This is a genomic window from Achromobacter sp. DH1f (genome assembly GCF_000633435.1).
GTDB lineage: Bacteria > Pseudomonadota > Gammaproteobacteria > Burkholderiales > Burkholderiaceae_B > Achromobacter > Achromobacter deleyi.
On sequence record NZ_AYMF01000109.1, the window covers coordinates 1 to 364 of the forward strand.

Sequence of the window (364 nt, forward strand, 5' to 3'; positions counted from 1 at the left end):
TGCTGGACGCCATGCTGCCCGGCATGGACGGCTTTGCGGTGCTGCGCTCGCTGCGCAGCGTGCGCCAGACCCCGGTGATCATGCTGACCGCCCGCGATGGCGTCGAAGACCGCATCCGCGGCCTGCATGACGGCGCCGACGATTACCTGGTCAAGCCGTTTTCCTTCCTGGAACTGCTGGCCCGGCTGCAGGCGCTGACCCGCCGTGGCCGCGCCCAGGAACCGGTGCAACTGCGCATCGGCGACCTGCAGATCGACCTGATCAGCCGCAAAGCCTGGCGCGCTGGCACGCGGCTGGACCTGACGGCCAAGGAATTCGCGCTGCTGGCGGTGCTGGCCCGGCGCCAGGGCGAAATCCTGTCCAA

At 69.2% G+C, this 364-nt stretch carries 1 protein-coding gene; it reads left to right on the forward strand.

The features are described 5' to 3' along the window. Positions 1 to 364: response regulator (locus tag U858_RS0133245; protein WP_025141372.1), on the forward strand; the 364-nt coding region annotated here is incomplete at both ends.